This window comes from Pseudomonas sp. EL_65y_Pfl2_R95 (assembly GCF_963971045.1).
Lineage (GTDB): Bacteria > Pseudomonadota > Gammaproteobacteria > Pseudomonadales > Pseudomonadaceae > Aquipseudomonas.
On the sequence record NZ_CAXAOV010000006.1, the window covers coordinates 11877 to 37155 of the forward strand.

General features: G+C 55.8%; 26 protein-coding genes. 18 read left to right on the plus strand and 8 right to left on the minus strand.

Going from position 1 to position 25279, the window contains the following annotated elements; all coding sequences use genetic code 11:
• Positions 1–13 precede the first annotated feature (13 nt).
• The 6 genes from rpsD to bfr all read left to right on the plus strand — a co-directional run bounded on the left by rpsD (position 14) and on the right by bfr (position 5783).
• The gene (gene rpsD / locus AACY09_RS18180; RefSeq protein WP_339490016.1) at positions 14–634 is read left to right on the plus strand and encodes a 30S ribosomal protein S4; all 621 of its coding nucleotides are present in this window, start codon (positions 14–16) and stop codon (positions 632–634) included.
• 23 nt (positions 635–657) lie between these two features.
• Complete coding sequence (locus AACY09_RS18185; RefSeq protein ID WP_087515492.1) at positions 658–1659, plus strand: DNA-directed RNA polymerase subunit alpha; 1002 nt, start codon at positions 658–660, stop codon at positions 1657–1659.
• A 42-nt stretch (positions 1660–1701) separates the two neighbouring features.
• Positions 1702–2088, plus strand: a complete 387-nt coding sequence (gene rplQ / locus AACY09_RS18190; protein ID WP_010487018.1) for a 50S ribosomal protein L17 — start codon at positions 1702–1704, stop codon at positions 2086–2088.
• A 146-nt stretch (positions 2089–2234) separates the two neighbouring features.
• Positions 2235–3614: a Na+/H+ antiporter NhaC family protein gene (locus AACY09_RS18195; protein WP_339490020.1), complete on the plus strand. Its 1380-nt coding sequence runs from the start codon at positions 2235–2237 to the stop codon at positions 3612–3614.
• Between the two features lie 140 nt (positions 3615–3754).
• Positions 3755–5197 (plus strand): catalase, encoded by a 1443-nt coding sequence (locus AACY09_RS18200; protein WP_339490022.1) that lies wholly within the window; start codon positions 3755–3757, stop codon positions 5195–5197.
• 121 nt (positions 5198–5318) lie between these two features.
• The gene (bfr, locus tag AACY09_RS18205) at positions 5319–5783 is read left to right on the plus strand and encodes a bacterioferritin (RefSeq protein ID WP_339490023.1); all 465 of its coding nucleotides are present in this window, start codon (positions 5319–5321) and stop codon (positions 5781–5783) included.
• 68 nt (positions 5784–5851) lie between these two features.
• On the opposite strand, the gene uvrA is transcribed toward bfr, so the two are convergent.
• A complete protein-coding gene (gene uvrA, locus AACY09_RS18210) occupies positions 5852–8707 on the minus strand; it encodes an excinuclease ABC subunit UvrA (protein WP_339490024.1) in 2856 nt (951 codons plus the stop codon).
• Between the two features lie 134 nt (positions 8708–8841).
• Between uvrA and AACY09_RS18215 the strand changes: the two genes are divergently transcribed.
• The 5 genes from AACY09_RS18215 to AACY09_RS18235 all read left to right on the plus strand — a co-directional run bounded on the left by AACY09_RS18215 (position 8842) and on the right by AACY09_RS18235 (position 14138).
• A complete protein-coding gene (locus AACY09_RS18215; protein ID WP_339490025.1) occupies positions 8842–10218 on the plus strand; it encodes an MFS transporter in 1377 nt (458 codons plus the stop codon).
• 29 nt (positions 10219–10247) lie between these two features.
• Positions 10248–10745 carry a single-stranded DNA-binding protein gene (locus tag AACY09_RS18220; protein ID WP_339490026.1) on the plus strand — a complete coding sequence of 166 codons (498 nt, stop codon included), beginning with the start codon at positions 10248–10250 and terminating at the stop codon, positions 10743–10745.
• A gap of 213 nt (positions 10746–10958) precedes the next feature.
• Positions 10959–12179: an MFS transporter gene (locus AACY09_RS18225; RefSeq protein ID WP_339490027.1), complete on the plus strand. Its 1221-nt coding sequence runs from the start codon at positions 10959–10961 to the stop codon at positions 12177–12179.
• 149 nt (positions 12180–12328) lie between these two features.
• Complete coding sequence (locus tag AACY09_RS18230) at positions 12329–13213, plus strand: sugar nucleotide-binding protein (protein WP_339490029.1); 885 nt, start codon at positions 12329–12331, stop codon at positions 13211–13213.
• Entirely contained in the window at positions 13206–14138 is a 933-nt protein-coding gene (locus AACY09_RS18235; protein WP_339490030.1) for an NAD-dependent epimerase/dehydratase family protein, read from the plus strand. Before AACY09_RS18230 ends, AACY09_RS18235 begins: the two co-directional genes overlap by 8 nt.
• 85 nt (positions 14139–14223) lie before the next feature.
• On the opposite strand, the gene AACY09_RS18240 is transcribed toward AACY09_RS18235, so the two are convergent.
• Complete coding sequence (locus tag AACY09_RS18240) at positions 14224–14904, minus strand: OmpW/AlkL family protein (RefSeq protein WP_339490031.1); 681 nt, start codon at positions 14902–14904, stop codon at positions 14224–14226.
• 188 nt (positions 14905–15092) lie between these two features.
• Between AACY09_RS18240 and AACY09_RS18245 the strand changes: the two genes are divergently transcribed.
• Genes AACY09_RS18245 through AACY09_RS18270 form a run of 6 tightly spaced genes read left to right on the plus strand, consistent with a single transcriptional unit; the run spans position 15093 to position 19987 of the window.
• On the plus strand, positions 15093–15863 hold the full coding sequence (locus AACY09_RS18245) for a DUF3450 domain-containing protein (RefSeq protein ID WP_339490032.1): 771 nt from the start codon (positions 15093–15095) through the stop codon (positions 15861–15863).
• Positions 15860–17221, plus strand: a complete 1362-nt coding sequence (locus AACY09_RS18250) for a MotA/TolQ/ExbB proton channel family protein (RefSeq protein ID WP_445323878.1) — start codon at positions 15860–15862, stop codon at positions 17219–17221. Before AACY09_RS18245 ends, AACY09_RS18250 begins: the two co-directional genes overlap by 4 nt.
• Positions 17214–17762 carry a MotA/TolQ/ExbB proton channel family protein gene (locus tag AACY09_RS18255; RefSeq protein WP_339490033.1) on the plus strand — a complete coding sequence of 183 codons (549 nt, stop codon included), beginning with the start codon at positions 17214–17216 and terminating at the stop codon, positions 17760–17762. The genes AACY09_RS18250 and AACY09_RS18255 overlap by 8 nt, the downstream gene beginning before the upstream one ends.
• Before the next feature lie 11 nt (positions 17763–17773).
• Positions 17774–18184, plus strand: a complete 411-nt coding sequence (locus AACY09_RS18260) for an ExbD/TolR family protein (protein ID WP_339490034.1) — start codon at positions 17774–17776, stop codon at positions 18182–18184.
• Positions 18184–18876 carry an energy transducer TonB gene (locus tag AACY09_RS18265; RefSeq protein WP_339490036.1) on the plus strand — a complete coding sequence of 231 codons (693 nt, stop codon included), beginning with the start codon at positions 18184–18186 and terminating at the stop codon, positions 18874–18876. The genes AACY09_RS18260 and AACY09_RS18265 overlap by 1 nt, the downstream gene beginning before the upstream one ends.
• A gap of 1 nt (position 18877) precedes the next feature.
• A complete protein-coding gene (locus AACY09_RS18270; protein ID WP_339490037.1) occupies positions 18878–19987 on the plus strand; it encodes a tetratricopeptide repeat protein in 1110 nt (369 codons plus the stop codon).
• A gap of 144 nt (positions 19988–20131) precedes the next feature.
• On the opposite strand, the gene AACY09_RS18275 is transcribed toward AACY09_RS18270, so the two are convergent.
• The 4 genes from AACY09_RS18275 to AACY09_RS18290 all read right to left on the minus strand — a co-directional run bounded on the left by AACY09_RS18275 (position 20132) and on the right by AACY09_RS18290 (position 23328).
• Positions 20132–20650, minus strand: coding sequence for a DUF3299 domain-containing protein (locus tag AACY09_RS18275; RefSeq protein WP_445323879.1), 519 nt, complete (start codon positions 20648–20650; stop codon positions 20132–20134).
• 8 nt (positions 20651–20658) lie between these two features.
• Positions 20659–21924, minus strand: a complete 1266-nt coding sequence (locus AACY09_RS18280) for an ABC transporter permease (RefSeq protein WP_339490041.1) — start codon at positions 21922–21924, stop codon at positions 20659–20661.
• 1 nt (position 21925) lies between these two features.
• On the minus strand, positions 21926–22636 hold the full coding sequence (locus AACY09_RS18285; RefSeq protein ID WP_339490043.1) for an ABC transporter ATP-binding protein: 711 nt from the start codon (positions 22634–22636) through the stop codon (positions 21926–21928).
• A 98-nt stretch (positions 22637–22734) separates the two neighbouring features.
• On the minus strand, positions 22735–23328 hold the full coding sequence (locus AACY09_RS18290; protein WP_339490044.1) for a DUF2796 domain-containing protein: 594 nt from the start codon (positions 23326–23328) through the stop codon (positions 22735–22737).
• 123 nt (positions 23329–23451) lie between these two features.
• Here AACY09_RS18290 and AACY09_RS18295 point away from each other — a divergent pair, with 123 nt between their 5' ends.
• Entirely contained in the window at positions 23452–23796 is a 345-nt protein-coding gene (locus AACY09_RS18295) for a hypothetical protein (protein WP_339490046.1), read from the plus strand.
• A gap of 28 nt (positions 23797–23824) precedes the next feature.
• Here AACY09_RS18295 and AACY09_RS18300 read toward each other — a convergent pair whose 3' ends face one another.
• Both AACY09_RS18300 and trxA read right to left on the minus strand, forming a co-directional pair.
• Positions 23825–24265, minus strand: a complete 441-nt coding sequence (locus AACY09_RS18300) for a DUF417 family protein (RefSeq protein WP_339490049.1) — start codon at positions 24263–24265, stop codon at positions 23825–23827.
• A gap of 100 nt (positions 24266–24365) precedes the next feature.
• Entirely contained in the window at positions 24366–25238 is an 873-nt protein-coding gene (trxA, locus tag AACY09_RS18305; protein WP_339490051.1) for a thioredoxin, read from the minus strand.
• Positions 25239–25279: the final 41 nt, after the last annotated feature.

Genomic DNA, 25279 nt, shown 5'->3' on the forward strand with positions numbered 1-25279 from the left:
GAGACAGTGAGAAATGGCTCGTTACATTGGTCCCAAGTGCAAACTGTCTCGTCGTGAAGGCACAGATCTTTTCCTGAAAAGTGGCGTACGCGCCCTGGAATCGAAGTGCAACATCGAAGCAGCCCCAGGTATCCACGGCCAGCGCCGTAGCCGTCAGTCTGACTACGGCACACAGCTCCGTGAGAAACAAAAAGTTCGTCGCATCTATGGCGTTCTTGAGCGTCAGTTCAGCGGTTATTACAAAGAAGCAGCCGGCAAGAAAGGCGCTACTGGTGAGAACCTTCTGCAACTGCTTGAGTGCCGTCTGGACAACGTAGTTTACCGTATGGGTTACGGCGCAACTCGCGCTGAATCTCGTCAGTTGGTTTCGCATAAAGCGATCTCCATCAACGGCAAAACTGTAAACGTCCCGTCTTACCAGGTTAAAGCTGGTGACGTAGTTGCAGTACGCGAGAAATCGAAGAATCAGCTGCGCATTGCTCAGGCTCTTGAGCTGTGTGCCCAGCGCGGCCGCGTTGAATGGGTAGAAGTTGACACTGAAAAGAAATCGGGCGTTTTCAAAACCGTCCCAGTTCGCAGTGACCTCTCCGCCGACATCAACGAAAGCCTGATTGTCGAGCTCTACTCCAAGTAAGGGCTAGAAAAAAGGGTGCATCCATGCAGATTTCGGTAAATGAGTTCCTGACCCCCCGCCATATTGATGTGCAGGTGGTTAGTCCGACCCGCGCTAAAATTACGCTCGAGCCTCTCGAGCGTGGTTTTGGCCATACCCTGGGCAACGCGCTGCGTCGCATCTTGTTGTCCTCCATGCCTGGCTGTGCAGTAGTCGAGGCCGAGATTGACGGTGTACTCCATGAGTACAGCGCAATCGAAGGTGTTCAGGAAGACGTTATTGAAATCCTGCTCAACCTTAAAGGTCTGGCTGTCAAACTGCACGGTCGTGACGAAGTGACACTGACTCTGGCGAAGAAGGGCTCGGGCGTAGTTACCGCTGCCGATATTCAGCTGGATCATGATGTTGAAATCGTCAATGGCGACCACGTAATTGCCAACATGGCTTCTACTGGCGCGCTGAACATGAAGCTCACTGTAGCTCGTGGTCGCGGCTATGAGCCAGCTGACTCCCGTCAGAGCGATGAAGATGAAAGCCGCAGCATTGGTCGCTTGCAGCTGGATTCATCGTTCAGCCCGGTGCGTCGTGTCTCTTACGTGGTGGAAAATGCTCGTGTTGAGCAGCGCACCAACTTGGACAAACTGGTTATCGACCTGGAGACCAACGGTACTCTGGATCCTGAAGAGGCTATTCGTCGTGCCGCTACCATTCTGCAACAGCAGTTGGCAGCGTTCGTCGACCTCAAAGGTGACAGCGAACCTGTTGTGATCGAACAAGAAGACGAGATCGATCCGATCCTGCTTCGCCCGGTTGATGATCTGGAACTGACCGTTCGTTCGGCAAACTGCCTCAAAGCAGAAAACATCTACTACATCGGCGACCTGATTCAGCGCACCGAAGTAGAACTGTTGAAAACGCCGAACTTGGGCAAGAAATCCCTGACTGAAATCAAGGATGTTCTGGCTTCTCGCGGTCTGTCCCTCGGTATGCGCCTCGACAACTGGCCGCCGGCAAGTCTGAAGAAAGACGATAAGGCTACTGCCTAATCGTCATCATCACCGAACGAGAGTTTGGTAAGGAATTGAACCATGCGTCATCGTAAAAGTGGCCGTCACCTCAGCCGCACAAGCGCTCACCGCAAGGCCATGTTTCAAAACATGGCGGTATCGCTGTTCGAGCACGAGCTGATCAAAACTACTCTTCCGAAAGCAAAAGAGCTGCGTCGCGTTGCCGAGCCGCTGATCACTTTGGCTAAAGAAGATAGCGTTGCTAACCGCCGTTTGGCATTCGACCGTACACGTTCGAAAGCCATCGTTGGTAAGTTGTTCAACGACCTGGGCAAGCGTTATGCCACCCGTCAGGGCGGTTATCTGCGTATCCTCAAGTGCGGTTTCCGCGCTGGTGACAACGCTCCTATGGCTTATGTTGAGCTGGTTGACCGTCCGGTCGGCGGCACAGTAGAAGCTGCAGAGTAAGTTGTAGGTTGTAGAAAAACCCGGGCCTTGGCCCGGGTTTTTTGTTTATGCGATGAATGATATTCCGAACGCTGTGTTTGATATTGTGTGCAGGGCTTGCCTCAGGTAAGGTTCGCCCAACTCTGGTTTTTTATAAGAACAAGCACATGTCTGAACCTACTGCCCTAAGCTTAATCCCGCCTATTGTTGTCCTCGTTTTAGCCGTTTGGTTGCGTCGCCCTATCCTGGCTTTAGTGATCGGCGCGGTTGCCGGCTTGATGATGATTTCGCCAACCCAGGCACTGCACAGCTTTGCCGATATCTCGCTCAAGGTTATGCAGGATGAAACCATCGGCTGGTTGATCCTGGTATGTGGCAGCTTTGGTGCGCTTATCGCGCTGCTCGTCCGCACCGGTGGCGCACAGGCTTTCGGTCGCGCCTCAATCAAGCTTGCCAAGGGCCGGCGCTCATCGCTGCTGATGACCTGCGTGCTGGGTTTGGTGATCTTTATTGATGATTACCTCAACGCGCTGACGGTTGGCGAAACCATGAAGCGGGTGACAGACCGTTTCAATGTGTCGCGGGAGATGCTCGCCTATATTGTCGACTCGACAGCTGCGCCGGTCTGTGTATTGGTGCCATTGTCGACCTGGGCGGTGTTCTTTGGTGGTTTGCTCGAGAACAACGGCATTGCCGAAAGCGGGCAGGGCATCAGCGTGTACATGAGCGCCATTCCCTATATGTTTTATGCTTGGCTGTCCGTCGCTCTGGTGTTGCTGGTGGCCGCTGGTGTGGTTCCGGCGATTGGCCCAATGCGTAAAGCCGAAATGCTTGCCCGCCATGGCTCAGCGGGTGCTATGCATGTGGGTGCCTTTAATCCGGAGCACAACTCAGCCATGAAAGCAGTTGACGCCGAGTTTGAGGGCGCTGATGCAGCGGGCGGCAAGCTCTATAACTTCCTGGTGCCTTTGTTGGTGCTCGTCGGTTTTACCCTGTATTTCGACATTGACGTTTGGATGGGCATGCTTGCGACGCTGGTGTTGATCGTGCCGTTCTATCTGGTTCAAGGTTTGATGCCCTTGGCGGATATGCTTGAGCAGATGATGGATGGCTTCAAGACCATGATTCCCGCTATCGGTACTGTCATAGCTGCCTTCATTTTTAAAGAAGTCTGCGATCAACTTCACCTGTCGCTGTTCGTGGTCGAGTCCCTTAAACCCTATATGACTGCTCACCTGTTGCCGGCCATGGTGTTCTTGAGCATGGCCGTGCTGGCGTTTGCCACAGGTTCTTCCTGGGGGATATTCGCGGTCACCATTCCGATCGTCATGCCGTTGGCTTTTGCGCTTAATGCCAACATCCCGCTGGTGATTGGTGCGCTCATGTCTGCCTCTGCCTTTGGTAGCCAAGCCTGCTTCTACAGCGACTCCACGGTTTTAGCTGCGCAGGGTTCAGGTTGTAACCTTATAAGCCATGCCATTACTCAGCTGCCTTACGCACTGATCGCAGCCGGCTTGACCTTTGTAGGCTTTATCTTGATCGCATAAGGCTTTAACAGGCTTTAAGAGTTTTTAGCTATCAGGCCGGTTCACTCAATACATTGGCTCTCTTTCTCTTTGGCCATTAACCTTGATTCATCGCTGGCTTAATTAGCTGGCTGATTGGATTTAACAAGGAGAGAGCGCCAATGACTACTAAGCCGACGTTGACTACCACAGCTGGCAGCCCGATTGCCGATAACCAGAATTCTCTCAGCGCAGGGCCACGTGGTCCGCTGTTGATGCAAGACTACCAACTGATCGAAAAACTTGCGCATCAGAACCGCGAGCGGATACCTGAGCGTGCAGTGCATGCCAAAGGCTGGGGTGCTTACGGCACGTTGACTGTCACCCACGACATCAGCCAATACTCCAAAGCCAAAGTATTTGAGCTGGGCAGCAAGACGCCGCTGCTTGCGCGTTTCTCAACCGTGGCGGGCGAGCAGGGCGCTGCCGATGCGGAGCGCGATGTGCGTGGCTTCTCGCTGAAATTTTATACCGAACAAGGCAACTGGGATTTAGTCGGTAATAACACGCCGGTGTTCTTTGTCCGTGATGCCTACAAGTTCCCAGATTTTATTCATACGCAAAAGCGTCATCCCAAGACTAATCTGCGCTCGGCTACGGCCATGTGGGATTTCTGGTCGCTGTCGCCAGAATCGCTGCACCAGGTGACCATTCTTATGTCTGATCGTGGCCTGCCGACTGACGTACGCCATATCGACGGCTTCGGTTCGCACACTTTCAGCCTGTTAAATGCAGCAAATGAGCGGGTTTGGGTTAAATTCCACTTCAAGACCAAGCAGGGGCACAAACACTGGACCAACGCTGAGGCTGAAGCGGTCGTCGGCAAAAGCCGTGAAACCACTCAGGAAGACCTGTTCGGTAGCATTGAAAAGGGTGATTTCCCCAAGTGGGGCTTCTTTATCCAGGTGATGACAGAAGAGCAGGCCAAGCACACTAGCTTTAACCCGTTCGATCTGACCAAGGTCTGGCCCCATGGCGAGTTTCCGTTGATCGAAGTGGGTGAGCTTGAGCTTAACGCTAACCCGGAAAACTATTTCGCCGAGATCGAGCAGGCTGCATTCTCGCCATCGAACGTAGTGCCTGGCATTGGTTTTTCGCCGGACAAGATGCTTCAGGCACGGGTGTTTTCCTACGCAGATGCCCACCGCTACCGTTTAGGCACACACTATGAGGCGTTGCCGGTTAACGCGCCGCGAAGCCCTGTGCACCACTATCACAAAGATGGGGCGATGCGTTTCTTCAGTGGCAACTCGAATCCGGATGCCTATTACGAGCCAAACTCGTTCAATGGCCCGGCGCAGGCGCCTGAGTTGGCTGAGCCGCCGTTGCCGTTAGAAGGTGATGCAGATCGCTTTAATCATCGTGAGGGCAATGATGACTACAGTCAGCCTCGTGCACTGTTCAACTTGTTTGATGCAGGGCAAAAACAGCGGTTGTTTAGCAATATTGCAGCGGCCATGGGTGGCGTGCCTGAGTTCATTGTTGAGCGCCAATTAGCTCACTTTGACCAAGTCCATGCGGACTACGGCAATGGCGTTCGTCAAGCGCTAAAAGCCAATCGTTAAGATTAGCAACCAGCAAGGACGGGGCTTCCAGCGATGGCAGCCCCTTTTTTTTGCTTGACCTCTGCGCGCTTGAGGTTGAGCATATGCAAATGTTTAGAGCGTTTGTGTCAGGAGCGGTAAGATGAAAGGCCACCAGGAAGTAATCGATTATTTCAAAGTACTGCTCAAGGGCGAGCTGGCTGCCCGTGATCAGTATTTTGTGCACTCACGCTATTACGAAGACTGGGGTTTTACCAAGCTCTTTGAGCGCATCAATCACGAGATGGAAGAAGAGACTCAGCACGCAGATGCGTTGCTCAAGCGGATCTTGTTTCTCGAAGGCACGCCGGACATGACCCCGGACACCTTTGTGTTTGGCCAGAGCGTACCGGAAATGCTCAAGCTCGACTTGGCCCTTGAATATCACGTGCGCGCGGCACTGTGCAAAGGCATTGAATTGTGTGAGCGTGTGCAGGATTACCCGAGCCGCGATATTTTGCTGACTCAACTGAAGGACACCGAAGAAGATCACGCCTATTGGCTGGAAATTCAGCTGCAGTTGATCGACAAGATGGGGCTGCAGAATTACCTGCAAGCGCAGATGTAATTTGTTGCGCTGAGTGATCACCTAATGAAAAGCCCCGCAGTTGGCGGGGCTTTTCATTGGGTGAGGGTTTAGCTCGCCGCGCGGTCGCGTTCCAGTAATGGCTTGAGGAAATAGCCTGTGTGCGACTGAGGCATCTCAGACACGGCTTCCGGCGTACCTACAGCAATGATCTGCCCGCCTTTTGAACCGCCTTCCGGACCAAGGTCCACCAGCCAGTCTGCGGTTTTGATCACATCAAGGTTGTGCTCAATCACCACCACTGTATTGCCGTGGTCTCGCAGGCGATGGAGTACATCGAGCAGCTGTTGAATATCTGCAAAGTGCAGGCCAGTGGTCGGCTCATCGAGGATATACAGGGTCTTGCCGGTGTCACGCTTGGACAGTTCCCGTGACAGCTTGACCCGTTGTGCTTCACCACCCGAAAGGGTTGTCGCGCTCTGCCCCAGCTTGATGTAAGACAGGCCCACATCCATCAGGGTTTGCAGCTTGCGCGCCAAAGCAGGCACCGCATCGAAGAACACCCGCGCTTCCTCGATGGTCATGTCGAGGACTTCGGTGATGTTCTTGCCCTTGTACTTAACTTCAAGGGTTTCGCGGTTATAGCGTTTGCTCTTGCACACATCGCACGGCACGTAGATGTCCGGCAGAAAGTGCATTTCAACCTTGATCAGGCCATCGCCTTGGCAGGCTTCACAGCGACCCCCTTTGACGTTGAACGAGAAACGACCCGGGCCATAGCCGCGCGAGCGTGACTCAGGTACGCCAGCAAACAGCTCACGGATCGGCGTGAATAAGCCGGTGTAGGTCGCCGGGTTTGAGCGCGGCGTGCGGCCAATTGGGCTTTGATCGATGTCCACCACTTTGTCCAGATGCTGCAAACCGTCGCAACTGTCATGGGCGGCGGCTTCCAGAGTCGTCGCGCCATTTAGTGCCGTAGCGCTGAGCGGATAAAGGGTATTGTTGATCAGGGTCGATTTGCCCGATCCGGACACGCCGGTCACACAGGTCAGCAGGCCGATTGGAATTTCCAGATCAACATTGCGCAAGTTGTTGCCGCGTGCGCCTTTGATTTTCAGCAACTGTTTTTTATTCACAGGATGGCGCTTGGCGGGGACCTCGATTTTTACTCGGCCAGACAAATATTTTCCCGTCAGCGAATCAGGGTGCGCCATGACTTCGGCTGCAGTGCCTTCAGCAACCACGCGGCCACCGTGAACACCCGCGCCGGGGCCGATATCGACCACATAGTCGGCCATGCGAATGGCATCTTCATCGTGTTCAACCACGATCACCGTATTGCCAATGTCGCGCAGATGACGCAGCGTGCCGAGCAGGCGCTCGTTGTCACGCTGATGCAAGCCAATTGATGGCTCATCGAGGATGTACAACACCCCGACCAACCCAGCACCAATTTGGCTGGCCAGGCGAATACGCTGCGCTTCACCGCCGGACAAAGTGTCAGCGCTGCGGTCGAGTGACAGGTAATCAAGGCCGACGTTCACCAAGAACTGCAGGCGCTCGCGAATCTCTTTGAGGATCTTGTCAGCAATTTCGCCGCGCCGACCGGTCAACGACAGCCCAGTGAAATACTCTGCCGCATCGCCAATCGGTAAACCGGTGACTGCGGGCAAGGTGCGTTCGCCCACCCATACATGGCGGGCTTCGCGGCGCAGGCGTGTGCCGCGGCAATCCGGACATGGCTGTGTGCTCAGCAGCTTGCTGAGTTCTTCGCGCACGCTGGTCGATTCGGTCTCGCGATAGCGGCGGTCCAGGTTCGGCACTATGCCTTCGAACGGATGCGCGCGTTTAACGATGTCGCCCCGGTCATTGAGGTAACGGAAGTCGACACTTTGCGTACCGCTGCCGAACAGGATGACTTTCTGGTGCTCGGCGCTAAGGTCGTCGAACGGAATTTCCAAGCTGAAACCGTAATGCGCCGACAATGAGCCGAGCATCTGGAAATAGTAAACATTGCGCCGGTCCCAGCCGCGAATTGCGCCTTCTGCAAGGGTCATCTCACCGTGAATCAAGCGTTTGGTGTCGAAGAACTGTTTAACGCCGAGGCCGTCGCAGGTTGGGCATGCACCCGCTGGGTTGTTGAATGAGAACAGCTTGGGTTCCAGCTCACTGATCGAGTGGCCGCAGTGCGGGCAGGCAAAGCGCGCCGAGAAAATCATCTCGTCTTTAATGCCGCTGATGTCGTCTTCGCGGTCGAGCGGGGCGATAAGTGCCAAGCCGTCTGCCAGGTTCAGCGCCGTCTCGAAGGACTCGGCCAAACGTTGCTGCAGATCTTCACGGACCTTGAAGCGGTCAACCACTACATCAATGGAGTGTTTCTTCTGCTTATCGAGTTTGGGCAGTTCATCAAGCTCGTACAGCTTGCCGTCGACCCGTGCGCGCACAAAACCCTGAGCGCGCAACTCTTCAAATACCGACAAGTGTTCGCCTTTGCGTTCACGAATCACCGGCGCTAACAGCATCAGCTTGCTGCCTTCAGGCAGGGCTAACACCTGATCGACCATTTGACTGACGGTCTGCGCCTCGAGCGGCACATCGTGATCCGGGCAGCGCGGAATACCAACGCGTGCGTAAAGCAGGCGCAGATAGTCGTAGATCTCGGTGATGGTGCCGACCGTGGAGCGCGGGTTATGCGAGGTCGATTTCTGTTCGATAGAAATTGCTGGCGACAGGCCTTCGATGGTGTCGACGTCAGGCTTTTCCATCATCGACAAAAATTGTCGGGCGTAGGCGGATAGCGACTCGACATAGCGACGCTGACCTTCGGCATACAGGGTGTCGAAGGCCAACGATGACTTGCCCGAGCCAGACAGGCCGGTAATCACAATCAGCTTGTCGCGCGGTAAGGTCAGGTCGATGTTCTTCAGGTTATGGGTACGTGCCCCACGGATCAGAATCTTGTCCACAAACAGCGGCCTCGCTTGGCGGGCGGAAACCCATGAGTATACGTCTGACCGCTACCCTGCGGCAAAGTGTGCTCCTGTGCCGCGGTACATATGGCTGTTAGAATTGCCGACTTGTCTGACTTAGAGTCTTGGTAATGCACGATCTGCACAATGACCGCATGAGTGGCGGCGAAACCCGAGCGGCAGCGGGTCTGTCGATGGTTTTTGCGTTTCGAATGCTCGGCATGTTCATGGTTCTGCCGGTATTAGCAACCTACGGCATGGATCTCAAAGGCAGCACGCCCGCCCTAATCGGCTTGGCGATTGGTGTTTATGGCCTGACTCAGGCGTTTCTACAAATACCGTTTGGCATGATCTCGGATCGCATCGGTCGGCGTCCGGTGATTTACGTGGGGTTGCTGATATTTGCTGCCGGTAGCGTGCTGGCGGCTAATGCGGACTCTATCTGGGGCGTGATAGCCGGGCGTGTGCTGCAAGGTGCCGGCGCGATTTCAGCGGCGGTGATGGCGCTGCTTTCCGACCTGACCCGTGAGCAGCACCGTACCAAAGCGATGGCCATGATTGGCATGAGCATCGGCCTGTCATTTGCGGTAGCCATGGTAGTCGGCCCGCTGCTGACTCGCGCTTTCGGCTTGTCAGGCTTGTTTTGGGTGACTTCCGTCATGGCCTTGGTCGGCATGTTGATCATCGCGGTGGTGGTGCCCAGCACGCCAGGGCAATTACAACACCGTGAATCGGGGGTAGCGAAGCAGGCGCTGATGCCAACGCTGCGCAATCGAGATTTATTGCGCCTGGATATCGGCATTCTGGCCCTGCATTCAATCCTTATGGCCAGTTTTATGGCCCTGCCGCTGGCGCTGGTTCAGGAGGGCGGCCTGCCTAAAGAACAGCATTGGTGGGTGTACCTCACTGCGCTGCTGATTGGCTTCTTCGGCATGGTACCTTTCATCATCTACGCTGAGAAAAAGCGTCAGATGAAGCGTGTGTTGATTGGCGCCGTTTCGGTGTTATTTGCCTGTGAAGTCTATTTCTGGGCGTTTGGCCACAGTTTGCAGGCGCTGGTGCTGGGCATCATCGTGTTCTTTACTGCATTCAACCTGCTTGAAGCCTCTTTGCCTTCGTTGATCAGCAAAGTCGCACCGGCGGGGGGTAAAGGCACGGCGATGGGGGTGTACTCAACCAGCCAGTTTCTCGGGGCCGCGCTGGGCGGTATTGTCGGCGGTTGGCTGTACCAGCACTACAGTTTGTCGGGGGTGTTCCTCGGATGTGCAGCGATGGCGCTTCTTTGGCTGGCCTTTGCTGTTAATATGCGTGAACCACCCTATGTAACCGGTCTGCGCATGCCGCTTTCAGCTTCAGCAGTAAAGGATACTGGTCTGGCGGAGCGCTTGCTGGCATTACCCGGTGTTACAGATGCGGTTGTGGTGGCCGAAGAGGCTGCCATCTATATCAAAGTAGACACCCAAAAATTGGATCGTACGGCGCTTGAGAGCTTGATAGAACAAGCCTGAGAGCCGTGCTGACAGCCTAGGAGATCGTTATGGCCCGTGGGGTTAACAAAGTTATTCTGGTCGGTACCTGCGGACAGGACCCAGAAACGCGCTACCTGCCCAATGGCAATGCCGTTACAAACCTGAGCTTGGCAACAAGCGAGCAGTGGACCGACAAACAAACCGGCCAGAAGGTCGAAAAGACCGAGTGGCACCGTGTTTCGATGTTCGGCAAGGTCGCTGAAATTGCCGGTGAATACCTGCGCAAAGGTTCGCAGGTCTACATCGAAGGCAAGCTGCAAACCCGAGAGTGGGAAAAAGACGGCATCAAGCGCTACACCACTGAAATCGTGGTCGACATGCAAGGCACCATGCAGTTGCTGGGCGGTCGTCCAAACAACGAAGGCGGCGATTCAGCCCCGCGTCAGCAGCGCCCAGCGCCGCAACAACGTGCCCCACAGCCGCAAGCCGCTCCACGTCCAGCGCCGCAGCCTCAAGCTCAGCCAGCGCCAGACTACGACAGCTTCGATGACGATATTCCGTTCTAAGTACCACCAGAGACCTTTTTGTTAGGTTTGTCCTGAAAGCCCCCGCACTGCGGGGGCTTTTTGTTTTTTGCTGTCGAGACTGGTTGGAGCAGTTGGCTTTGAGCAAGCGCATAAACAGCATCGCTGTTCTAGCGCTTCCCTTGTCTTACCGGCGTAAACTAGTCGGCTTCATCAACCTGCTGCCCTGAGCACAAGCTGAACGGAATCTCGTCTATGTCGAGCAACTCCCCTTCCTTAGCTGCGTCTGCTGCCAATATTGGCGCTAACCCGGCCAGTCCATTGGTAATGCGGGTGATCGGTGCCTGCGCCTTGGCGCATCTGATTAATGACCTGATTCAGGCGGTGTTGCCGTCGATTTATCCGATGCTCAAGCTGAACTACGGGCTGACCTTCACACAGGTGGGCTTGATTACCCTGACGTTTCAGCTCACCGCCTCTTTGTTACAGCCTTGGGTGGGTTATTACACGGACCGCCATCCAAAGCCGTGGCTGTTGCCGTGTGGCGCGCTCTGCACCTTGGTGGGCATCCTGATGCTGGCTTTCGTCGGCAGTTTTGCGGCTATTCTGCTGGCGTCTGCGCTGGTCGGTATTGGCTCGTCGACTTTCCACCCGGAAGCTTCACGTATTGCGCGCTTAGCCTCTGGCGGCCGTTTTGGCCTGGCCCAGTCGACTTTCCAAGTGGGTGGTAACGCGGGCAGCGCTTTTGGTCCGTTGTTGGCGGCCGCTATTGTGATTCCTTATGGCCAAGGCCATGTGGCCTGGTTTGGTCTGTTTGCGGTATTTGCCATCATGGTGCTTTGGGGGCTGAGCCGCTGGTATCGCAATCATTTGAATCTGTTCAAGCTCAAGCAAGGCAGCAAAGCGACCCATGGTTTGTCCACGCGACGCGTACGTTTGGCGTTGGTGGTGCTGGCGTTGCTGGTGTTTTCTAAGTACTTCTATATGGCCAGTTTCACCAGTTACTTCACCTTCTATTTGATCGAGAAATTCGACCTGTCGATAGCCAGTTCGCAACTGCAGCTGTTTATGTTTCTCGGGGCTGTTGCGGCAGGTACGTTTTTTGGTGGCCCGATTGGCGACAAGATTGGACGCAAGATGGTGATCTGGGTGTCCATTCTGGGCGTCACACCTTTTACCTTGGCATTGCCTTACGCTGATTTGTTCTGGACCGGTGTGCTAAGCATGGTCATCGGCTTTATCTTGGCCTCGGCGTTCTCGGCCATTGTGGTCTTCGCGCAAGAGCTGGTGCCGGGCAATGTCGGCATGATCGCCGGGGTGTTCTTTGGTTTGATGTTTGGCTTTGGAGGTATCGGTGCAGCATTGCTTGGTCACTTGGCGGACATTCACGGCATCGAATATGTCTACAAGCTGTGCTCATTCCTGCCGCTTATAGGCATTATCACGGTGCTGTTACCTTCGACCAAATCAGCATAGGGCGCGAGGGTTAGCGCCCCGTTGCTGTTTTTTAAGTGGGTTATTTTGTTTTTTAGCAACTGAGCTTTAGTATGCAGCTCAGGTAACTTTACAAAGCTTTGTAGCTTTCTCTTTTATAACCGTTCTGATTGCTGAGATAGCTATCGATTATGCGAATGCGTTTGATGCTGTTAGGTGGAGGCAGCGCTTTAGGGCAGGCCCTGATTCGTCTCGGGGCGGAGGAAGACATTAACTTCCTCGCACCTAGACCTCCTGACTCAGGCTGGGATGCCGCCAACCTGACTCAATTGCTCGATGACACCCGTCCCGATGCGCTGATTAATCTGGCGTATTACTTCGACTGGTTTCAGGCGGAAACAGTGAGTGAAGTGCGTTTCGCCGGCCAGGAGCGGGCGGTTGAGCGTCTTGCTGAGCTGTGCAAACACCACGAGATCCGTTTGATTCAGCCGTCAAGCTATCGTGTGTTTGATGGCGCACGGGCGACTGCCTACAGTGAAAAAGAAGAACCTGTGCCACTGGGCTTGCATGGACAAGCATTGTGGCGCTTGGAGCAGAGCGTGCGAGCGGTCTGTTCGCGGCATGTGTTGCTGCGCTTTGGCTGGCTGCTCGACAGTTCAGTTGACGGCCTTTTGGGGCGCTTTTTGATGCGTGCCGAGCGCGATGAAGAGCTGTATCTGGCGGATGACCGTCGCGGTAATCCAACGCCGGTAGATGATGCGGCGCGAGTGATACTGGCAGTCCTCAAGCAGCTGGACTGCGAGTCGCCGTTGTGGGGCACCTATCATTATGGCGGGCACGAAGCGACGACATCGCTTGCCCTTGGTCAGGCCTTGCTGAGTGAGGCGCGCAGTTTTCGCAGTAACTTGGTCGATGATGTGGTGGCGCAAGCCCATGCGGCGCGGCCCGATGCCGCCGAAGAACCTCAGCACGCTGTTCTCGCCTGCAAAAAGATTCTCCACACTTACGGCATCAAGCCTCGCGCATGGCGTGCGGGACTGCCGAGCCTATTGGATCAATACTATCGTCATGTCTAAGTTAATTCTGGTCACCGGCGGAGCCGGGTTTATTGGGTCGCACATGGTTGACGCATTGCTGGCTAAAGGTCATGCGGTGCGGGTGCTGGATAACTTATCAATGGGCAACCGCGACAACTTGCCTTTGGCTAGCCCTGGGTTGCAGTTTATTCACGGCGATGTGGCTGATGCTGCTTGTGTCTCGGCAGCGATGCAAGGCTGTGACGCTGTGGTGCATCTCGCCGCTGTGGCTTCGGTTCAGGCCTCGGTGGATGATCCGGTCAGTACCCATCAAAGTAATTTTGTCGGCACCCTGAATATCTGTGAGGCCATGCGTGAGCACGGGGTCAAACGGGTGGTCTTCGCCTCAAGCGCTGCGGTATATGGCAACAACGGGGCGGGCCAGCCAATTGATGAAAGCACGGCCAAGTCGCCATTGACGCCTTACGCTTCGGATAAGTTAGCCAGCGAGTATTACCTCGACTTCTATAGCCGCCAGCATGGCCTTGAGCCAGCCGTTTTCCGCTTCTTCAATATTTTCGGGCCACGTCAGGATCCGTCTTCGCCGTACTCGGGTGTGATCAGTATTTTCACCCAGCGTGCCCAGCAAGGCCTGCCGATCAGTGTTTTCGGAGACGGCGAGCAAACCCGCGACTTCTTCTTCGTGGCAGACCTGATCGAGTTGCTGCAGCAAGGCTTATTCGCAGACCAAGTGGTTGGCGATGCGGTCAATGTCGGTTGGAATCAGGCGACCAGCCTCAAGCAATTACTTGAAGCCATCGGTGAATTGTTTGGCGGCCTGCCAGCGATTACTTACCTTGAGCCGCGTGCGGGCGATATTCGCCATTCACGGGCCAATAATGACCGGCTGCAGCAGGCTTACCGCATGCCGCAGGAAACGCCGCTCAAAGAAGGGCTGCGTCAGTTGTTGGGCCTGGCTAAGTAGGTTGGTCAGAATGGCCGGCGCCTAGCGCTAGGCCAATAGCAAAAAAGCCGACACTCAGTGTCGGCTTTTTCATTGCTGGCCGGGCTTAGAACTTATAACCCAGGCCGACCATGTAGACCCAAGGGTCGATATCCACATTGAGTTTCAAGGCGCCAACGCCATCTAAGTCAGCGTGGGCGTTGGTGTCGATGTCGATATAACGCACCTGGCCGTTGACCATCCAATGGTCGTCGATCATATAGTCGGCGCCGATTTGTGCCGCCATGCCCCATGAGTCGTCCAGGTCGAGATTGCTATAGCCCTTGGCTTCAGCGCTGCTTGAGGTGTCGGCGTCATAGAAGGCGGTGTAGTTAATGCCAATGCCTGCATATGGCTGGAAGGCGTAGTTCTTGTCCAGCGGGTAGTAGATCAAGCTCAGGGTCGGCGGCAACTGCTTAACATCACCAAGGTCGCCATTAAGGCCAGCCAGGCCGCCTTGCAGGCCATGCACGCCAACGTCGTGAGTAAAGGGTGTGGCTGCCAGTAACTCGATACCCAAGTGATCGGTCATCATGTAGGCAAAGTTGAGACCCAATTGAGTGTCGCTTTCGACTGTTGCGCTACCACCCAAATCGCCCAGTGGGCTTTTCACCCCAGAGCTGTCTTCGTTTGGGTCTACGGTGATTGCACCGGCGCGGACGATGATGTCACCCGCTTCATAAGCATAAGCAAAGCTGGGGGCGATCGCAAGGGCAAGCAGTGGAGCTATGAGAGTGTATTTATTCATGGATAACTCCTATTGAGTTACTGGGCTTAGGTAATGGTTAAATCATAGCTTGCTAACTAAAATTGCTATTGATCCAGCTCAATAAATCGTTCGATTGCCCTTTTAGAGCATTCACACATTGCCTTTGCATACGAATAAAGATGATAATGGTTCTCTTTACCGTACCCGTTGCAGAGGATTTTCACCGCATGAGCCCGTACCCCATCCGCTTATTGGCGGCTGCGCTGATGTTTTCAAGTGCTGCCGCAAGCGCTGCACCCTTAGGCGCGGCGCTGGATGAAAGCCAAGGTTTGGCTGCAGATGCCAAGGCCTCTCAGGCGCGCATTGAAAAGCTCGATGACGCCAGCCGTGAAATGCTCACCGAATACCGCAGCGCGCTGGAACAAGCTGAAGCCCTGAAAGGCTACAACGTTCAACTGCGCGAATTGGTTGCTGCTCAGCAAAAAGAATTGACGGGTTATCAAACCCAGCTCGATGGTATTGAGCGCACTCAGCAGGCCGCCGCCCCACAGATGCGCAAAATGGTCGAGGTGCTGGGCGAATTCATCAGCGCCGATGTGCCATTTTTGCCGCAAGAGCGGGCTGATCGTCTCGCTCAATTGCAAGAGCTGATGCCGCGGGCTGATGTCAGCCTAGCTGAGAAATATCGCCGCATACTTGAGGCTTATCAGGTCGAAAGCGACTACGGTCGCACGCTTGAAGCATGGCGTGGTGAGCTGGATGGCGAGCAGGGCACCCGCAGTGTTGAATTCCTGCGCTTGGGCCGCGCGATGATGTATTACCAGACCCTTGATGGTCACGAGAGCGGTTGGTGGAACCCCCAGGAACATGCCTGGCAGGTGCTGGATAACAGCGCGCGCCGTCCGCTGCATCAAGCCATCGCCATCGCCCGCCAAGAGCAAGCGCCAACGTTGCTTGATCTGCCAGTGAAGACTTTGAATCTAGGGGCCCAGCAATGAGTGTTGTGATAAATCGTGGGCTGATCGCAGCGTTGATTTTGAGTGTGCTGCCAGTGACCGTCAGTGCGGCTGAGCCGCTGAGCCCGGACCAACTGCTGCAACGTATTCGCAGTGAGCGCGCGGCTGAAGTCAGCGCCATGCAAGACCGCGAAAAGGCTTTCGTCGCCGAGCGTGGCGAACGTGCTCAGCTGTTGGCAAAGGCGCAGGCTTCTTTGGCCGAGCAAAAATCAGAAGCGGAACGCTTGAAGGCTGATTTTGATCGCCAGGAAGCGGAACTGGCTGAGCAGGAAAAGCTGCTGAAAGAACGTTCAGGCAGCTTGGGGGAGTTGTTCGCCGTGGTTCGTCAAAGTGCTGGCGATGTAGCCGGGCAATGGCAAGACAGCCTGATCAATGCGCAATATCCAGACCGGATCAAGCGTTTGCAGGCATTGTCTGAAAGCCGCACATTGCCTTCTGCTCAGGACCTTGAAGATTATTGGATGGTGCTGCTCGAAGATCTCACCGCCAGTGGTCGGGTTGAGCAAGTCAAGCTGCCTGTAGTCGCCGCTGATGGCACCCGTAAGCAGCAGCCTGTCCTGCGTGTTGGTGCATTCTCGGCCTTCAGTGATGGCCAGTTTTTGCGCTACGACGCCGATTCGCACGAGTTGCTGGTGCCTGAGCGCCAACCATCGGGTTCAGGTCTGGTCAGTGATTATCTGGCGAGCAAAGAGCCGCTGGCGACACTGCCTATCGATCCAAGTCGCGGTACGATTCTCGCGCAACTACAGCGTAAACCAAGCCTGTGGGATCGCCTGCAACAAGGCGGCCTGGTCGGCTGGGTGATAGTTGCCCTCGGCGCGTTGGGTCTGCTGCTGGCACTGTGGCGTATGGTGTATCTGGCTAAAGTCAGTCGTGGTGTAAGTGCACAAATGCACAACCTCAGCGCACCGAACGAAGACAATCCATTGGGCCGTGTGATTGGCGTATTGGGGCCGAAGCCTCAGCTGTCTGACCTCGACACATTGGAGCTCAAGCTCGACGAAGCAATTCTGCAGGAAACCCCGCCGCTGGAGAAAGGCCAAGGCCTGCTCAAGCTGTTGAGTGCTGTAGCCCCGCTGTTGGGTCTGCTGGGTACGGTGACCGGCATGATCGTGACCTTCCAGGCCATTACCCAAGGCGGTGGCGGCGACTCGCGCTTAATGGCCGACGGTATCTCGCAAGCACTGGTAACCACCGTGCTTGGCTTGGTGGTTGCCATTCCCCTGCTGTTCCTGCACAGCTTGTTGGCGAGCCGCAGTAAAGCCCTGATTCAACTGCTTGAACAGCAAAGCGCCGGTTTGATTGCCCTGCATTTGTCTGGGGCGCCGCGCCGTGACTGATCTATTCGCCTTATGGCTGCGTGTAACCGACAGCGCCTATGCGTTGCTTGATTTCATGAGCGCAGGCGGTGTGGTGATGTGGGCGTTAGCTGGGCTTTGTGTGGTGTTCTGGACGTTGGTGCTTGAGCGTTTTTGGTTTATGCGCAAGGTCTTCCCGGTATGGGTCGATGAGCACCGCAACGCTTGGCAGCAGATGCTGCAAGACGATTCTGGCACTTGGCAACGCGCTGTGCGCAGTGCGTGGCTGGCGCAAGCAAGGCAACACCTGATCGGGCCGCTGCGTCTGAGCAAAACCTTGGTGGCGATGTATCCGCTGCTGGGTTTGCTCGGCACCGTTAGCGGCATGGTTGCAGTGTTTGATGTGTTGGCATTGAGCGGCACTGGCAACCCGCGCGGAATGGCCGCGGGTGTCTGGCAAGCGACCTTGCCAACCATGGCCGGCATGGTGCTGGCGATTACTGGATTGTTCAGCCTGGCGCGCCTCGAACGCGACGCCCGACAGGCTATTGAGCGGCTGGCTGACCAGCTGCGACACGACTGAGATAGCTAATCATGAGAATGCGCCGTCACCATCAGCAAGACGAAGACACCGGCATCGACCTCACGCCGATGCTCGACGTGGTCTTTATCATGCTGATTTTCTTTATCGTCACCAGCTCGTTTATCAAAGAGTCTGGCGTTGAGGTTCAACGCCCGCAGGCGCAGACCGCCAGTCCGCAGGACAAAGGCAACATCCTCATTGCGATCACTGCGGATGGCCAGGTATGGATGGACAAAAAAGTGGTTGATGTGCGCAGCGTTCGTGCCAATGTGGAGCGCATGCGTGTCGACCAGCCGGAAGGCGCTGTAGTGGTCCAGGCCGATCAAGATGCACGCACCGGCTTAGTGGTGCAGGTGATGGATCAGGCGCGTCTGGCCGGTGTCGAGGATGTCGCCCTCGCCGCGACCTCGGGAGCGCTTTGATGCGTGTGGCATGGTCGTTTATCAGTGCCTGTTTTATCGCAGTGCTGCTGTTTGCCCTGATGTTGTATATGGTCGCTCCGCCAGCCAGTAAGCCGTCCGATGAGCCGGTTACAGTGGCCAACTTTGTACGCATGGACACCAGCTCCAGCGATACAGCGACCCGCACGCGCCAGCAAGCGCCGCAGCCACCGCAACCGCAAACGCCGCAGCCGCCGACGCCGCCAACCCCGGTTGCGGCTACGCCGAATGCGAGCATGCCAAAGTTGGATATCGACTTGCCAACCATGAATAGCGGTGTCGCGGTAAACAGCGCGCCGACGCCGAACCTGACCGGTTTAGTGGCGGGTGCTGCTGCGCCAAGTGCCCCGGCTCCCGCGCCAGCAGCAGACGCCGGCAAGCAGTCCGGCGGTCCTGAAAGCGAGGTTATGCCGCTCAATGATGTGAGCCCGCAGTACCCACGTTACGCCTTGCAGCGCGGCATTGAAGGGCACGTAAAACTGGCGTTCACCATCAACCGTGCTGGTGCTGTCGAGAACGTGCGTGTGCTTGAGGCCAGCCCGAAGAATGTATTTGAGCGTGAAGCGCGCCGCGCCGCTGTGCGCTGGCGCTTCGCCCCGCGAACCGAAGGTGGTTTGGCTGTAGCGCGTGAGGCTGTAAAAACCTTGTACTTCCGCTTGCAGGGAGATAGTTAAGATGATTCGTTTAGCGCTGATTTTCAGCTTTTTAGTCAATGTCGGCCTGGCCAGTGACGTTTTTGCCGCCGGGCAAACGGTAGAGCCCAGCGTAATGCGGGCGTTGAACACGGCATCCACTGCACAGCAAAAGGGCGACTATGCCGCCGCTGCACGTGCATTGGATGGGGTTAAGGGCGAAGCGGGCAGCCTTGAGGAAACCCTCTTATGGCGCAGTCATGGCTATCTGGCATGGGCGCAAGGCAGCAACGCCAAGGCGATCGACTATCTCAACAAGGCCGTTAAAAGTGGCAAGCTTGATGAGACCCAGCAAGCCAATGAGCAGCTCAATTTGGCCAAGTTGAATCTGACCGAGCAGCGTTATAAAGAAGTTATCCGGCTACTGACCCCAGTTCCAGCCAAGGCCTCTGAAGAAGTTCTGCAGATGCTGGTGCAGTCCTACCAGGCATCTGGACAGCCTGCCAAAGCGCTGCCGTTGGCTGAGCGCTATGTACAAGCCAACCCTCGCGCAGAAGATCGCTGGTTGCAGTTTTTGGTCGGGGTGAATGCCGATCTGAAACGCTATTCAGAAGCCGAAAAATGGCAGCAACAGTTGCTTGCCCGCAGCCCAAACGATGTGCAGCACTGGCGTCAGTTGGCGGCGTTGCAGCAACTTTCCGGCCATTATGAGAATGCCTTGGCGACGCTGCGCGCTGCGCGCACCAAAGGCCTCAGCTTTAGCGCCAAGGAACTGGATAACCTGACCCTGCTGGCCAGCGCAGCTGACCAACCCTGGCAGGGCGCGAAGTTACTGAAAGGGATGCTTGATCAAGGGCTGCTTGCCAACAACAGTGCGCGTCAGGAGCGCCTTGGCTTGTTCTATTGGCAAGCGCGTGATCGGGCGCATGCGGTCGAGATTTATCGCCAGTTGGCTAGCGCTTCGGGCAGTGGCAAACACTGGATGAATGTGGCTCAGCTGGAGTTGGAACAATCGCGCTGGAAGGCTGGATTGACCGCACTGAAGAAGGCTGAAAATGCCGGTGCTGATCGCCGCCAGGTGCGCGAGTGGCGTAACTGGGCTGAAAGCGAGCTCAATGCCGACGACAATGATCGTCTGGCCAGCGCTCGCTGAGGTAAGCGACGCTTTTTCACCCAGCCGTTGCAGCTAAAAGCGGTCGCTAGACCCGGTGCTCTGAGCGCTCCGGCGCGGCAACAAGAGACTAAAGGCATCGGGCGTATAGCCGTCGCCCTAGCCCTGCACACCAGTGATTGAGCGTTACTCGTCTGGTAGTTCGTACGGATAGATCTTCTGCGCGCTCATCTGGTAGCCGGCATCAGCCAGCTCGCTGGTGCTTTGTTCAGCCTTGAGTGGCCCTTCGACCCAGAAGGGTTGGTACAAGGTGTCGAGCTTGACTCCTAATTCGGTAATGACATGCACGATCTGGTTGGACGGTGGTGGCGGCACGTGGATGCACGCGCCAAAATACGGCACCAACAAGAATTCGGTAACACGGCCGTCATCTGTCGCATCCAGCGGCACGATATAACCCGGCAGCTTAACCTCGACGCCGTCCAATGCCTTCACCACAGGCGCGGCTGGCGATAGCTGCTTCATGCTCGGCCCCGACTCAGACAGGGTGTTGCCCAGTTGCGAGAGGTCATGCATGGGCGCCATCTGTTGTACAACCGGTGGCGCGTCCGGAGGGATCAGCTCTGACCAAGTCAGTTCGCGAGGCTCAGCCGCCCACAGCGAGGTAGACAGGGCCAGAAGTAGGGCGCCAAGGGTGCGCTGCATGGGAAACCTCATAAACGAATAGAAAGACCGTCAGCCAGAGACTGTCGGTATGCACGCCATGCGGGCACGCAGCCCATCAACAGTGCGGCGCCAAGGATACTGCCCAGCAGCAGCCACTCATACCCACTTGGAGCATTGAGTGGCAAATACAGGCCGTAATTGCCCTGCACGTAGCTTTGTACCGAGGCGATGCCCAGATACAAAAGCACCAGGCCCAGCAGAACACCCGCCAAGGCCAGGGTAAAGGCCTCAAATATTAACAGGCTGGCGATATGCCAAGGGCGGGCGCCTACCGAGCGCAGAATCGCCATTTCGCGGCGTCGTTCATTGAGGCTGGTGAGAATCGCCGTGAGCATGCCGATCAACCCGGTGATTACCACAAACAGCGAGACCACAAACAAGGCTTTCTCGGCGGTGCCCATCAGGCCCCAAAGTTCTTGCAGGGCGACACCCGGCAAAATCGCCAGTAAGGGTTCACCGCGAAATTCGTTGATATCGCGTTGCAGGCTAAAGGTGGCAATTTTGCTCTTCAGGCCGAGTAATACGGCGGTGATTGCCGTTGGCTGTAAACGCATGCTGCGCACCTGTTCTGCGCTGATCTTATCGGCGCCCCGGGCCGGCATGCCGTTTTTCCAGTCGACGTGCAGTGCTTCCATTCCGGCCAGCGAGATATGCAGTGTGCGGTCAACCGGTGTACCGGTGCGCTTGAGAATACCGACTACGTGAAAAGGTTTGTCGTCATGCTTAACCAGGCTGATAGTGGCAACCCCGTGGGCCAGCACCAACTCATCACCTAGCTTGTAATGCAGGGCGTCGGCGACTTCTGCGCCGAGCACAACTTCAAAGGGGTCATCCGCAAATGCGCGGCCTTGGCCAAGGACTAATGGCTGTTGGCGAGCGTAGCGATAATGCTCGAAATAATCCGTGTTTGTGCCCATCACCCGGTAGCCTCGGTGTGAGTCGCCGAGGGAGATGGGGATCGCCCACTTAATACGTGGGTTCTGAGCCAGTTGTTCAAAGCTGTCCCAGCGAATGTTGTTGGTCGCATTGCCAATACGAAACACCGAGTACAGCAGTAGGTTGATCGAGCCGGAGCGGGCGCCGACGATCAAGTCGGTACCGCTAATGGTATTGGCAAAGCTGGCCCGGGCTTCGGTGCGAACCCGCTCAACGGCCAGTAACAGGCACACCGACAAGGCGATGGCGAAAACAGTGAGCAGCGCGGTGAAGCGGCGATTACTTAAGCTCGCCAGCGCCAGACGAAATAAATACACCTTAAATCTCCTGCGGCGCGGTGGCGCGATTAAGTTCGGCAAGCGAAAGATTGCGGTCGAACAGCGGCGCGAGGCTCTGATCGTGACTGACAAACAGCAGGCTGGCACCGGCCTCACGGCATTCGGCAAACAACAGCTGCAAGAAGGCTTCGCGCGTGTCGGCATCCAAGGCTGAGGTGGGTTCATCGGCAATGACTAATTCCGGCTGGCCGATTAGCGCGCGGGCGGCGGCAACGCGTTGTTGTTGACCAATAGACAGTGAGTCCGCACGGCGCGCGAGCAGCTTGGGGTCGGTTAAACCGAGATGGGCCAGCAAGCTTGAGGCCGCTTTGCTGACGCTGCCGTGGCGCTGGCAGGCGCGTTCATTGCGAATGGCGGAGAAATGACAGGGCATTTCCACGTTTTCACGCACCGACAAAAATGGCAGCAGATTGAACTGCTGAAAAATGTAACCGGTGTGATTGACCCGAAAACGATCACGGGCCCCTGACGACAACGCGCTTAAATCCTGCCCCAACAATTTGATGCTGCCACGATCGGGTAATTGAACGCCCCCCAGCAGTCCGAGCAAGGTGGTTTTGCCGCTGCCGCTTGGGCCTTTGAGAAACAACGTCTCACCACGCTGCAGGCTGAAGCTGGGGATATCAAGCAACTCTGGCTGGCCGGGCCATGCAAAGCCGAGGTCAGTGAGGTTAATCAGTGCTGAAGTCATGAATGCAACGACCCGGTTGCCCGGGTCGGTCTATGGCGAAATGAACAGGTTAAGAGTACCTGTGAAATACACAGCCTTGGTTGTGCTCGCTCAGTTTTTTAAAACGTGGCGCTGCTCTGTGCAGGGCTGAGCTCTGCGCCTTGTTGGCCAGTTGGGCCGATCAGCTGCAGCTGGATTTTATGCGTTGCTGGGAATTGCTTAAACAGTTGCGCCAAATCCAGTTGCTGCAGGGCTTGTGGCTGCTTGCAGGTGAAGCTGTAGTGGGCGTGAATCTCGCTATGTTCGTGTTCGTGTTCGTGTTCGTGTTCGTCTGCAGCATGCTCATGCTCAGCCTCAGCATGGCCGTCAGCAAATAACGGGCTTTCCAGCTCGCTGCTGCTCAGGCTGCACTCGCCGCTGTTGAGGCTAAACAGGACCAGCGGCTTATTGAGTTGGTCTCGAGCCTGGCTAATGGCAGCTTTGTCTGCATCCGAGCTGGGTGCGTGTTCGAAACCCACCAGGTTCATGGCCGGGCTTTCAAGTTCAATTTCCAGGGTGTTGCCATCCAGTGCGACGTTCAGCTGGGCGACGCCGTGTTCATGGGCGCCAAGACTGGCATGTTCAGCGTGGTCGTGGTCGTGGTCATGTGCATCTTCAGCCACGGCGGCGAGTGGAAGTAGGGCGAAAGGCAGGGCAAGCAATAGGCGACGCATGTCAGCTCCGGTCAGGTGATGAAATAAGTTGTAATGTTATAACGAATTAAAAGGCCGATTGCCAGATCTAGTTGTCGTTCTATGCTGTGCGTGGGAGCATCACGGCAAGCATCGGAGGCAAAAATGATACGGATACGAGGCAAGGTCGGCGATTGGCCGGTAGATCTGACGGTGGAACTCGATGCTCAGGACTGGGCGCATTTGGCGGCTAACCTGCCCGTAAAGGCAGAGGAGATAAGCACGCCAGTGACCAGCGAGGCGCCAAAAACAGACGCGCTGTGGCAAAGCACGCTGTCTTTGGTAAGCAAGGCCGGGAGTATTGAAGGACCGCAGTTGATGGCGCAGCTCACGGGCCTGGCTGGCGGGGAGTTAGCCGCGAAACAGTTGCTGGTGCGTTTGCGCCACTGTGCGCAGATAAGAGTTGAAAGCACGGCCGATGCGCCGGTTTATCACTGGTTGGGCCAGTGATAAACCGTGGAAGGCCCGCTGGCGCGAATTAGTGCTTGAGTGCTGCCCAAGAGTCGCCGACAACCACCAGGACAACCCCGAGTGATACCAGATCTTTGATCAAAAACGCACCAAGCAGTGACGGGAAAGCGGTTGCCGGGTGCAGGGTGCCAGGTGTTGTCAGCAAGAAAGTCAGGGTGGTCAGGAACAAGCCTGTCGCCAGTAAACCGCCAAGCAATGACGCTTTTTTGCTGATTGGATAAAGCGCCAGAAGCAACGCGATAGTCAGTTCGCCAACCCCAATAATCGCTGAGATCTGATCAATACTGCCGACGTTGTACATCCATGAAAGAAAGGGTGAGTGTTGAATCAGGCCGCTGATGGCCTGGGCTTCATCTGGGTGGAACTTGAAGGCGCCGATCCAGGCAATGATGAATACGGTGGCGTACAGCGCAACATAAAAGCCGATTCTTGATAATTTGTTAGTCATAACCATTAAACACTTCGGTAGAGGTTGGGGGCGCTGCAAAACGTGCGGTCTTGCAGCGGTGGATACCCAACTAGAGGTGTTTGATTATGAAAAATTACACTCAGTAAATCGCCTGATAGAGTTTTCGACGGTATTGGGTGACCAACGGATGGTCATTGCCGAGCAGTTCGAACACTTGCAACAAGGTTTTGTGAGGCAGCCCTTCGGCGTAGTTGCGATTGCGCACGAACAGCTTGAGCAGGGCATCCAGCGCCGACTCGTATTGCTGATTGGCGAGTTGTTGAACCGCTAACTGGTAAGTCGCTTCATCATCTTCCGGGTTTTGCCCGAGGCGGGTTTTCAAGTCCGCTGCATCCGGCAGTTCTGCCGCTTGGCGCAAAAAGGTCAGTTGCGCTTTTGCACCGCTCAGCGCCTGTTTGTGTTCGTCGCCCGAGACGGCATTCAACACCGTTTCTGCTTCCGCCAACTCGCCGCGTTCAGCCAGGCAGCGGGCGTAGAGAATCAAGGCCGGCGCGTTGCTATTGTCTTCTGTGAGCAGTTGCTTGAGTTGCGCTTCGGCGGCGTCAATCTGGCCGTCGGCAAATAGCTTGCTGGCGTTGCCGAATAAATCTTCTTGCGGCGCGGCAGGCTCGGCAACATGGGGCTGGAGCATGGCGCGTATTTCTGATTCTGGCTTGGCGCCGGCAAAGCCATCAACGGGTTGGCCATCTTTAAACAGCACCACGGTTGGCAGGCTACGAATGCCAAAACGGGCAACGATGTCTTGCTCGATATCGCAGTTGACCTTGGCCAACAGCAACTCGCCTTGATAGCTCTCGGTGATCTGTGCGAGTAGCGGCATCAGTGCTTTGCACGGTGCGCACCACTCCGCCCAGAAGTCGACGAGCACTGGCTGGTTGAACGAGCTCTCAACGACCAGTTGATCAAACTGTGCGGCGCCGGAAATATCAAAAATATAAGGGGTGTCGCTCATGGTCTGTCTCGCACAATCAAATGGCTGATAAGTAGATTAAT

Excerpts from the sequence above, each read along its gene's own strand:
- AACY09_RS18195 (WP_339490020.1), top strand. The coding sequence starts at position 2,235 with ATGTCTGAACCTACTGCCCTAAGCTTAATCCCGCCTATTGTTGTCCTC.
- AACY09_RS18300 (WP_339490049.1), bottom strand. The coding sequence starts at position 24,265 with ATGACTAACAAATTATCAAGAATCGGCTTTTATGTTGCGCTGTACGCC.
- rplQ (WP_010487018.1), top strand. The coding sequence starts at position 1,702 with ATGCGTCATCGTAAAAGTGGCCGTCACCTCAGCCGCACAAGCGCTCAC.
- AACY09_RS18295 (WP_339490046.1), top strand. The coding sequence starts at position 23,452 with ATGATACGGATACGAGGCAAGGTCGGCGATTGGCCGGTAGATCTGACG.
- rpsD (WP_339490016.1), top strand. The coding sequence starts at position 14 with ATGGCTCGTTACATTGGTCCCAAGTGCAAACTGTCTCGTCGTGAAGGC.
- AACY09_RS18200 (WP_339490022.1), top strand. The coding sequence starts at position 3,755 with ATGACTACTAAGCCGACGTTGACTACCACAGCTGGCAGCCCGATTGCC.
- trxA (WP_339490051.1), bottom strand. The coding sequence starts at position 25,238 with ATGAGCGACACCCCTTATATTTTTGATATTTCCGGCGCCGCACAGTTT.
- AACY09_RS18275 (WP_445323879.1), bottom strand. The coding sequence starts at position 20,650 with ATGCAGCGCACCCTTGGCGCCCTACTTCTGGCCCTGTCTACCTCGCTG.
- AACY09_RS18245 (WP_339490032.1), top strand. The coding sequence starts at position 15,093 with ATGAGCCCGTACCCCATCCGCTTATTGGCGGCTGCGCTGATGTTTTCA.
- AACY09_RS18230 (WP_339490029.1), top strand. The coding sequence starts at position 12,329 with ATGCGAATGCGTTTGATGCTGTTAGGTGGAGGCAGCGCTTTAGGGCAG.
- AACY09_RS18270 (WP_339490037.1), top strand. The coding sequence starts at position 18,878 with ATGATTCGTTTAGCGCTGATTTTCAGCTTTTTAGTCAATGTCGGCCTG.
- AACY09_RS18225 (WP_339490027.1), top strand. The coding sequence starts at position 10,959 with ATGTCGAGCAACTCCCCTTCCTTAGCTGCGTCTGCTGCCAATATTGGC.
- AACY09_RS18240 (WP_339490031.1), bottom strand. The coding sequence starts at position 14,904 with ATGAATAAATACACTCTCATAGCTCCACTGCTTGCCCTTGCGATCGCC.
- AACY09_RS18185 (WP_087515492.1), top strand. The coding sequence starts at position 658 with ATGCAGATTTCGGTAAATGAGTTCCTGACCCCCCGCCATATTGATGTG.
- bfr (WP_339490023.1), top strand. The coding sequence starts at position 5,319 with ATGAAAGGCCACCAGGAAGTAATCGATTATTTCAAAGTACTGCTCAAG.
- AACY09_RS18265 (WP_339490036.1), top strand. The coding sequence starts at position 18,184 with ATGCGTGTGGCATGGTCGTTTATCAGTGCCTGTTTTATCGCAGTGCTG.
- AACY09_RS18250 (WP_445323878.1), top strand. The coding sequence starts at position 15,860 with ATGAGTGTTGTGATAAATCGTGGGCTGATCGCAGCGTTGATTTTGAGT.
- AACY09_RS18285 (WP_339490043.1), bottom strand. The coding sequence starts at position 22,636 with ATGACTTCAGCACTGATTAACCTCACTGACCTCGGCTTTGCATGGCCC.
- AACY09_RS18220 (WP_339490026.1), top strand. The coding sequence starts at position 10,248 with ATGGCCCGTGGGGTTAACAAAGTTATTCTGGTCGGTACCTGCGGACAG.
- AACY09_RS18215 (WP_339490025.1), top strand. The coding sequence starts at position 8,842 with ATGCACGATCTGCACAATGACCGCATGAGTGGCGGCGAAACCCGAGCG.
- AACY09_RS18290 (WP_339490044.1), bottom strand. The coding sequence starts at position 23,328 with ATGCGTCGCCTATTGCTTGCCCTGCCTTTCGCCCTACTTCCACTCGCC.
- AACY09_RS18235 (WP_339490030.1), top strand. The coding sequence starts at position 13,206 with ATGTCTAAGTTAATTCTGGTCACCGGCGGAGCCGGGTTTATTGGGTCG.
- AACY09_RS18260 (WP_339490034.1), top strand. The coding sequence starts at position 17,774 with ATGAGAATGCGCCGTCACCATCAGCAAGACGAAGACACCGGCATCGAC.